This window comes from Novosphingobium sp. 11B (assembly GCF_054589055.1).
In genome coordinates this window covers 74,494-82,512 of record NZ_BAAILP010000044.1, presented here as the reverse complement: position 1 = coordinate 82,512, position 8,019 = coordinate 74,494, and the positions used below count along the sequence as shown (strand labels likewise).

Sequence of the window (8,019 nt, the reverse complement as noted above, 5' to 3'; positions counted from 1 at the left end):
GGTCCGGATATTTTCACCGGCCCTTCCCACGATGTTTCGACCTACTTTTCGGCTTTTCTGACCCCGTCGCCGGCCAACCCGCGGTTACCCGCAAGGTTGGCCGGCTCGCCAGTTGGGAGGAGCGCACTGGCGAAGGGATGGTCAGGCATAGCAGAGGAACGATGCCCCTTGTACGTCGAGGGATATCATCAGAAGTTGCGCTGCACGCTCAATCCATACTGGCGCGGTGCCCCAAGGAAGTAGGCTGGCCCGAAGGTGTTACCCACCTGGTAGATCGAGTTCGTGCAGTTCGTGCAGTACAGTTCCACGGTCCATGCATCCGAGTTGTAGGTCAGGCTGACATTGGTGATCGAGTGGGCGGCGATACGATTAGCCCGGTCGTTGAGAACCGACTGGTTTTGCTTCGCGATATACGTGAAGGACACCCGCGGCGTCAGTGTGCCATTCCCGACCCCGATATCGTACCCCACGCCGCCGTTGAAGGTGAACTTGGGCGAATAGGGATTGGGTTGACCCGACAGGTTGCGCGAATAGGGGCCGTAGTCGAAGCATGTTGGCGGGTTGCTGGGAGCACCGGCGCCGCACTGCGGCCCCAGCGGGCTGCTACCGCCTCCGGGAAGCGCATTGGCGTTGATGTAGAAGGTGTCGCCGAGCTTGGAGTTCACGTTGGAGACATTGGCATCGAGCGACAATGCCCCGAAGCGAGCCTGCGCTTGCGCCTCGAAGCCCCAGATTTTCGACGGGCCGGCATTGGATACGCCGGTAGCCCCGCCAAACGAACCGGTCGGTGTGATATAGTTGGATAGCTGGAGGTGACGATAATCCATGTAGAAGGCATTGATCTGGGTGTTCAGGTGTCCGTCGAAGAGCTTCGACTTGAGGCCGGCTTCGTAATCGTAGACGATTTCCGGACGGAAATTGGGGGAATTGGGACCATTGGTCCCGCCTGCCTTGTAGCCTTTGGCCGCGAATGCATAGGCATACTGATTTGGCGAGATCGTCCAGTTCAGACCGATCTTTCCGGTGACAGCCGAATCGGACTGCCGCGCTGCCTGCTGAATTACGAGCGGTGTGGAGGAACCTGGAAAGTACAGGGTGGTCTGCCCCTTCTGCCAGGATTTCGATCTGGTGTAGCGCGCGCCGGCTTGAATCTCAAGCTTGCCGGGCACGAGCTGGTAAGTCCCTTGGGCAAAGGGAGCCCATGCACTTCGGTAAGGCGGGACATCGCCTTGAACCGTCACACCAGGCAGTGCGATGTTCAGGTGGGCCACCGCCAGCTGCCAGTAGTGAAAGGCGCCTGCTATCCACGAGAACCGCGCATCACGCTTCGAAATAACGTCGATTTCCTGGGTATAGAGACGACCCAGAGGCTTGTTGGCGAACACCGAATTGGCAGGCGGCAGGCCTGTCGAGGGATCGCCGGGAGAGGAGCTGGAATCGAAATCATCAATGTAGCTGCTGCTGACATGAACGTAGCCCGCCGTTGCGCGCACGTTCAAGCCGCTGTCAAAGGTATAGTCCGCCTGAAGTATCTGCCTGAAGTAATGCCCATTATCCTGTGTATTCGGCACATTGTAATCGAGCACGTATCGCAAAGGACGTCCGTCGTAATAGGCATTGTCCGTCGCCATGACATGGGCATAGCCATCCGACCGATTTTGCCAGAACGCGGTTTTTGAAAGAAGCGTGAAGTTTGAGTTAGGCTCCCACATCAGGCCGATGCGGATCATCTTCTTGTCGAGGTTTCCGGGGTGCCTGAAGCTCAGCAGGGTAGGCAAGGCGGTGTCGCCCGCGATGGTACCTTCCTGCTTGAAGAAGCTGTCACGCCGCTGCAGGAAGTACGACACTCTCGCGGCCAGCGTATTCGAGATCGGCAGGTTTACCGCGCCTTGTAGCGAAACATCGTTGTAGGCGCCGTATCCGGCCTTGACATAGCCTTTGACGTCGCCGAATTCCGGATTGGCGGTGTTGTAGAAGATTGCGCCGCCGGTCGAATTGGAACCGACAAAGGTTCCCTGGGGACCGCGCAGGACTTCCACCGATGCCATGTCGAACAGCGGCTCGTCCTGGGCCGAGGGAAGCTGGAACATGCCGTCGCGGTAGACCGCAACGCCCGAGGTAATGATGCCGCTGCTCAGGCTGAGGCCGACACCGCGAATGTTGACTGCGGCGCTGATGCCGCCATCGCCTATCGCGAGCGAGGGCGTTACGAGCGCGAGGTCCAACTGCGTGGTAATGTGCTTTTGATCGAGGCGCGCAGCGGACAGCACATCTGCGGATATTGCCGTTGTGTTGAGGTTTTCCGTCCGCTTCTGCGCGGTCACGACGATCTCTTCGACCCCTGCGTCATTGGCAGTAGCGGCAGCCACCGTCCTGGTAGCGGGACCGTCTGGCGCGCGCGACGCCGGGGGCGCCTGATTGGCCTCCAAGACATAGGCACCATTGGCGGTCCGCAAAAAGCGAAGGCCGGTGCCTCTCAGCAATAGCGCAAGTGCATGGTCCGGAGCGTAGATACCGACCAGGGGCATGGTCGTTTTCCCCTGCACCAAACTTGGTGCATAAAGAATCTGCTGCCGCGTCTGGTTCATCAGCAAGTCGAGGCCGCTCTCCAGCTTGGAAGCGGGGATCTTTACCAACACTTGGGTCTGAGCGACCTGCGCATGAAGCGGCCCGGAAATGGCGATGCCTGAGACACTCAAGGCGCCGATTAAAAGACGTGAAAGAACAGCCACTTTACCCCTCCTCTTATGCGCCCTTGTTTTTGGGCTGCATTCCAAGACGCAGGCTGCCCGGATTTGCGAACCTCAAGGCGAATTTTTTTCAGCCCCCCACTTGCGATGCAGAACGATCGTATTCGGGTCTTGCTGGCGGCTGTCTATCCGAAATCCATAGGCGAGCGCCTCCAGGAATGCCTGGGTCGCCCCCGCGTTGAACGATCCGCTCATGCGAATGCGCGCGGTCCGCTCGTCAGCCGCGACAAGGCGGATCGAAGTGTAACGGTTCATCTCCGCGATGGCGTCCGACAAGGGGACATTGTCCAACAGCACCCTGCCCTCGCGCCAGGATTGCCATCTGCCAAGGTCGCCAACGTGCCGGACAGAAACACCGGTCGAGGAGGCCACCAACAGTTCCCTCGGATTCATGGCGATGTTGGCGATAACACCGTTTTGCCCTGTACTCTCCACGGTGACCCGGCCTTGGGCGAGCATGACTTCGGTCCGCCCCGGCGCCGTGCGCACATCGAAGGCCGTGCCGTGCGCCTCTATGCGTTGCCCTCCGGCGAGGACCCGGAACGGTCGTCGGCGATCGTGGGCTACTTCGAACCACGCTTGCCCGCTCTCGAGCGTGATATGGCGCTCTGACGGCCCGTAGGCTATTCTCATGCGTGTCGCGGTATTGAGCGAGATCTTCGATCCATCCTGCAAAGTGATCGTCATTCTTTCCCCAACCGCCGTGGCGAACAGTTCGCCGACAGGCGCGCTGGCATCGGCCATAAGCTGCGGCGCGCGGCCAGGATGCAGAGAATGCACGCCATACACCAAGGCGCCGACGACCAGCGACACCGCTAGTCCCACCCTGACCGCTGTCCGGCTCTTGCGGCGTGCCACGACCCGGGCAAGCGTCTCTTGGCGCAATGACAGGATCTCATCGACCTCGGCGACTGCAGAAAGCCGCGCATGGGTATCGGACATGCGATCGAAGGCTTCGCCATTGCCAGGTTGCGCACCCCGCCATTTTTCGAACCTAGCGCGAGTGCGCTCGTCGGCGCCGCCCTCCAGGACGCCGACCCACATCGCGGCCGCGAGTTGTCCGTCCGTCCTTTCAATCATGACGCCACTCGTCCAATGCGAGAACGACGTGTGCAAGAGCACGGGCATAGTGCTTCTCCGCGGCCCGGCGGGACACGCCAATCGCGGCGGCAATGTCGACCATCCTGCAGTCCTCGAAAATGCGCAGCACGAAGATATCACGGCTGCGCTCGGGCAATTGCATCAACGCACAGTGAAGCCTTTCGATCGCCTCGCGCCCTTCGAGAGTGCGCAGTGGCGTGATCGTGCAACTAGAGTGGAGCCGATGGTCCAACTCGTCATGCAAGTCGGCTCGCCGCGCAGTGTCGCGCCTGGCTTTGTCACGCAAGGCACTGGCGGCAGTGACAAACAAGTAATTTTCAGGCTTTTCCACGCTGAGCGGATCGGGCAGCGCGCTCATGCGCAGGAAGACATCCTGGACAAGGTCGGGCACGTCATGCGCATTGCGTACCCGGCGCTCGAAAAAACGGGCGAGGGAGCGGGAATAGAGCCTGACCAGCAAGTCGAGCATACTTTCTCGCTCGCCGCGAGTGCTCTCCATTCTCAGCGATTTGCGATCCCACGCCAGCACTGGCCTCTCCCGCCCACCTGTGTTTTATATGTTTTCGTTGCGATTTTTTATTCGCCGGCCCGGAGGCGCTTTCGGCGATTTTCGCCTGAGCGTTGTGCTTGGCCCGCCCACTCGTAATCGACGCTGCCGCTTGCTGAGAAATCCCTGCGCGTGTCCGCACATCCGTCTGCAGCCTGCAATCCCACCCGGGACTGCAGGGGCAGCTTGGCCGAGTACGCCGTGCCGGAAGTGGAGACTCTCGCGGACTTTCTGCCCCCGTGAAACCCCGGCCCCACACTGTTGTGTGCAATACGCCGATGAGCGCGCGCCGGGCAGGCTCGGTCTCAAGCACCTGAAACCGATCGGAAGTGTCGCCATCGAACGGCTGGCGCACCATGCTAACCCGAGGTCATTCATGGTCCCGGTGGACGACCGCGCGCGAGCACGAGCTCCGCGCCTTCAGGCATCATCCGCGAGGCTCGCGCTTGGTCACCGAATTCCATGATTGTCTTGTTTTGACGGGTGAGCGGGGCCCAAGCTGGCACCGGTCCGCCTGCCGGCGACAGAGTGCGTACGAAATTCACCAACGCACCGGAAAACTGTTCGGCTACCCGATGATCGATTGATGTGAAGTGCCGCCCCGGCGAAAGGTGCAGCGTATTGAATTCATAGGGCAGTTCGGACGAATGAAACGCGCCGAAATTACCGGCCGCTGTTCCCGGCTCCTCGTGACTGAACAGATAGGCGTAGACGGGACGGGTAGGCCGTGCAGTTTCAAGCCAGTGCAAAATACCCCCCATCTCGACGCGAGACGTAACTTCACGCTGCGCACTGTCGCTCGCTTCGCGATCGGTCCGTCCCGGATAAAAACGCAGGAACGCCGAGGCCTCCGTTCCGTATCGCTCTCGCGCTTCGGTGCGCCATGCGCTTGCGGTTACCGCTCGGCTCGGCACGAACAGATCGTTGAGCGTATAGCCGATCATTAAGGGGACTTGGTTAACGATTCCACGTTGCTCGGCACCCTTGTGGACCACGACCCCGTCCTCAGCCGGCAGGAAACGCAGAGGTCTGCCGCGCTGTGGCTCTAGAAGCCGTGCGACCGGCAGTCGTCGTGCGGCCGCGATATCGCGCGCATTCCAGTTGACGAGCGATTCGACGCCGATCTGCTCCTCCCCGGCAAGCGGATTGAAATTGCCCTTGAGCGGCACGCTCTGGATCACTGCGGCGCGAAACAATCCGCGCGCTGCCGGAGCCGCGAGCAATGCCAGAATCGAGCCAGCGCCGGCTGATTGACCCACCACGGTAATTTTGTGCGGATCGCCGCCGAATGCGCCGATATTACGCTGCAGCCAGCGTAGCGCCGCCAGTTGGTCCCTAATTCCGTAATTGCCCGATCCACCTTGGGCAGCGGTAAGTTCGGGATGGGCCATGAAGCCCAGCGCGCCAAGCCGGTAGTTGATCGTCACTACGACAATGCCGCTGCGGGCAAGCTTTTCCCCGTCATAAACGGGTACCGAGCCCGACCCCGAGAAATACGCGCCGCCGTGCAGGAACAGCATCACGGGCAACTTGCGCGACCGCGCCTTGGCAATCACCGGATCCGGCGTCCAGACATTTGCGAAAAGACAGTCCTCGTCGATGCCCGGTTCCGACGGCGTAAGGTATTCCTGCGTCCACATCGCAAAGCGCGGATCGACTGGCCCGCCTGTCGGCTGCGGGCAACTGGCGCCGAACCCGCGCGCGTCTCGAGTGCCATCGTAGGTGACAGCGGCCCGAGCATCACTCCAGCGACCCTCACCAGTAGGCGGCGCAGCGTAGGGTATGCCAAGATAGATCGACACGTCCTGGCGCGTGGCACCTGACAGGCGCCCTTCCGCAACGACGACGGTAGGTTGAACTGTCGAAGGCGGCCCCGCCTCGTCAGCCGCGAATGCCACAGTGGTCGCGCCCGCCGTAGCCGCAAGCACAAGCGAGACAGCCGCTAATGGGGCGCGGTCACCGCGCAGCATTGGGAAACTTTGGCAGCTTGGCGATGTCGGCCGGCTCGTGCTGGATGATGACGGTCGCCTTGAGCCGGCGCGCCAGTTCCTCGAAGCGATCCATCGATGCCAGCGACTGGGCGCGGTCCGTATTGAAGACAGGGACGATATGTCCAGCACGGTTTTCGGGAAAGTGATAGAGGTCACCTGAAATCAGCACATTTCCCGTACGGCGGAGACGGACCAGCAGGGAACGATGCCCGGGTGTATGACCTGGCATCCGCATGATGACCACCGTCCCGTCTGCGAACACATCGTAGTCGCCTGTCAGTTCGACCACGGGCTTACCGCCGCTGATCCAGGGTGCGAGCCTCTTCGCGCTGTCCGTAGACCCATCCGGGAGGGTTCCACCCTTGCGGATGGCGGCAAGGTCGTCAGCGCCCATGAGGAGCGTCGCATCGGGCAGGTCGGCTGCCTGTCCGATATGATCGAAATGAAAATGACTGATGCCGAGGAACCTAATCTGCCGGGGGGCTATGCCGATCTGTTTGAGCTGATCGACAATGTGCGGACCATCGGCTTCAGGAAGCCCGGCATCCCACACCAGATAGTCGTCCCCGTGACGGATGAGGTAGCAACTGAAGGTGAAGTCCTTCTGACTGTCGTCAGCGTAGAGAAACGTGTCGGAAAACATTGCTTTGGGCAGCGACTTGTCTTTCCCGCACTGCATGCGCCGCAGCTCGACGGCTGCGGAGGGCGTTCCGGTCTTGCCCGGAATATCCTGCGAATAGACTGCGGGAGCGAGGATGTTCAGGCTTATTACTGCCGCAATTATCGATGCTATCCGCCTCCCCCTGCCCGTCGGCGCCCGCCCTTGTGTTTCCTTGCCTCTCAGGACTGTCCCGTCGCAGCCGCTATGCGCGACATCGTTGCAGTGCAAATGCTCGTGACTTGCAGGGCGACCGGCAGCGGCGAAAAAAGGCGACATCGCCTTCATGACCGTCGCCGGGATTTTGGATCGGCCCAAAGCCTTCGCAAACGCACTTCCCCCATCGATACGCGGATGAACAAAAATTCTGGAACGGCTCGGATCCATCTCACCCATCTCACCCATCTCACCCTGCCGGTTAAATACCGGATACAGCATCCGCACCCTCACGAGGTTGCGATGCAGGGATCGTGCCAGTCGCCGACGGCGATCGAACTAACGGCAGGAATGGGCGTCAATGGCAGCGTTTGCCGTCAAGTGACCGCCCCAGCTACCCTCGTGTGTAGCCATGGCGGTCACTGTAGCCCTGCAGGACATCTTGCGCCGCCACGCAGCCGGGGCCATCAAACCGGCAAGCAACGGAGCTGCAGTTGGCCGTTCGCGACGGAGCTCGGCACAGAGCGGTGACGGGCGGATCACTGAAATCGGCCCGCAAGAGCGCTTCGACCCGATCCAGATTAACTTTAGCCGCCTTGTCGGATGTCCGCCACCGCGATTGTGCGGGCGATCCGGGACAACACCCTGGCAATCCTGCGGCTAGCCTTCCATGCAGTTCCTGGTTGGGTTTCAGTGGTCGGCCCAGGCGCGGCCAAGCGTCTTTTCCTCACACCGCTTGCGTATCAGGGCCCCGTTCGTGACCGGCACAAGCAAGAGTTCGTAACAGCAGATTCATCCCGCGCATGCGTCGCTTTC

General features: G+C 60.9%; 5 protein-coding genes. All 5 read right to left on the bottom strand.

What is annotated here, in order from left to right:
• Positions 1 to 188: 188 nt before the first annotated feature.
• Positions 189 to 2,732 (bottom strand): TonB-dependent receptor, encoded by a 2,544-nt coding sequence (locus tag ACYPYD_RS03900; RefSeq protein WP_459662150.1) that lies wholly within the window; start codon positions 2,730 to 2,732, stop codon positions 189 to 191.
• Positions 2,733 to 2,804: 72 nt separating this feature from the next.
• Positions 2,805 to 3,830 (bottom strand): FecR family protein, encoded by a 1,026-nt coding sequence (locus ACYPYD_RS03895; RefSeq protein ID WP_459662149.1) that lies wholly within the window; start codon positions 3,828 to 3,830, stop codon positions 2,805 to 2,807.
• On the bottom strand, positions 3,823 to 4,320 hold the full coding sequence (locus ACYPYD_RS03890) for an RNA polymerase sigma factor (RefSeq protein WP_459662148.1): 498 nt from the start codon (positions 4,318 to 4,320) through the stop codon (positions 3,823 to 3,825). Before ACYPYD_RS03890 ends, ACYPYD_RS03895 begins: the two co-directional genes overlap by 8 nt.
• Positions 4,321 to 4,772: 452 nt before the next feature.
• Positions 4,773 to 6,368 (bottom strand): carboxylesterase/lipase family protein, encoded by a 1,596-nt coding sequence (locus ACYPYD_RS03885; protein ID WP_459662147.1) that lies wholly within the window; start codon positions 6,366 to 6,368, stop codon positions 4,773 to 4,775.
• Positions 6,355 to 7,485: an N-acyl homoserine lactonase family protein gene (locus ACYPYD_RS03880; RefSeq protein WP_459662146.1), complete on the bottom strand. Its 1,131-nt coding sequence runs from the start codon at positions 7,483 to 7,485 to the stop codon at positions 6,355 to 6,357. The genes ACYPYD_RS03885 and ACYPYD_RS03880 overlap by 14 nt, the downstream gene beginning before the upstream one ends.
• Positions 7,486 to 8,019 lie beyond the last annotated feature (534 nt).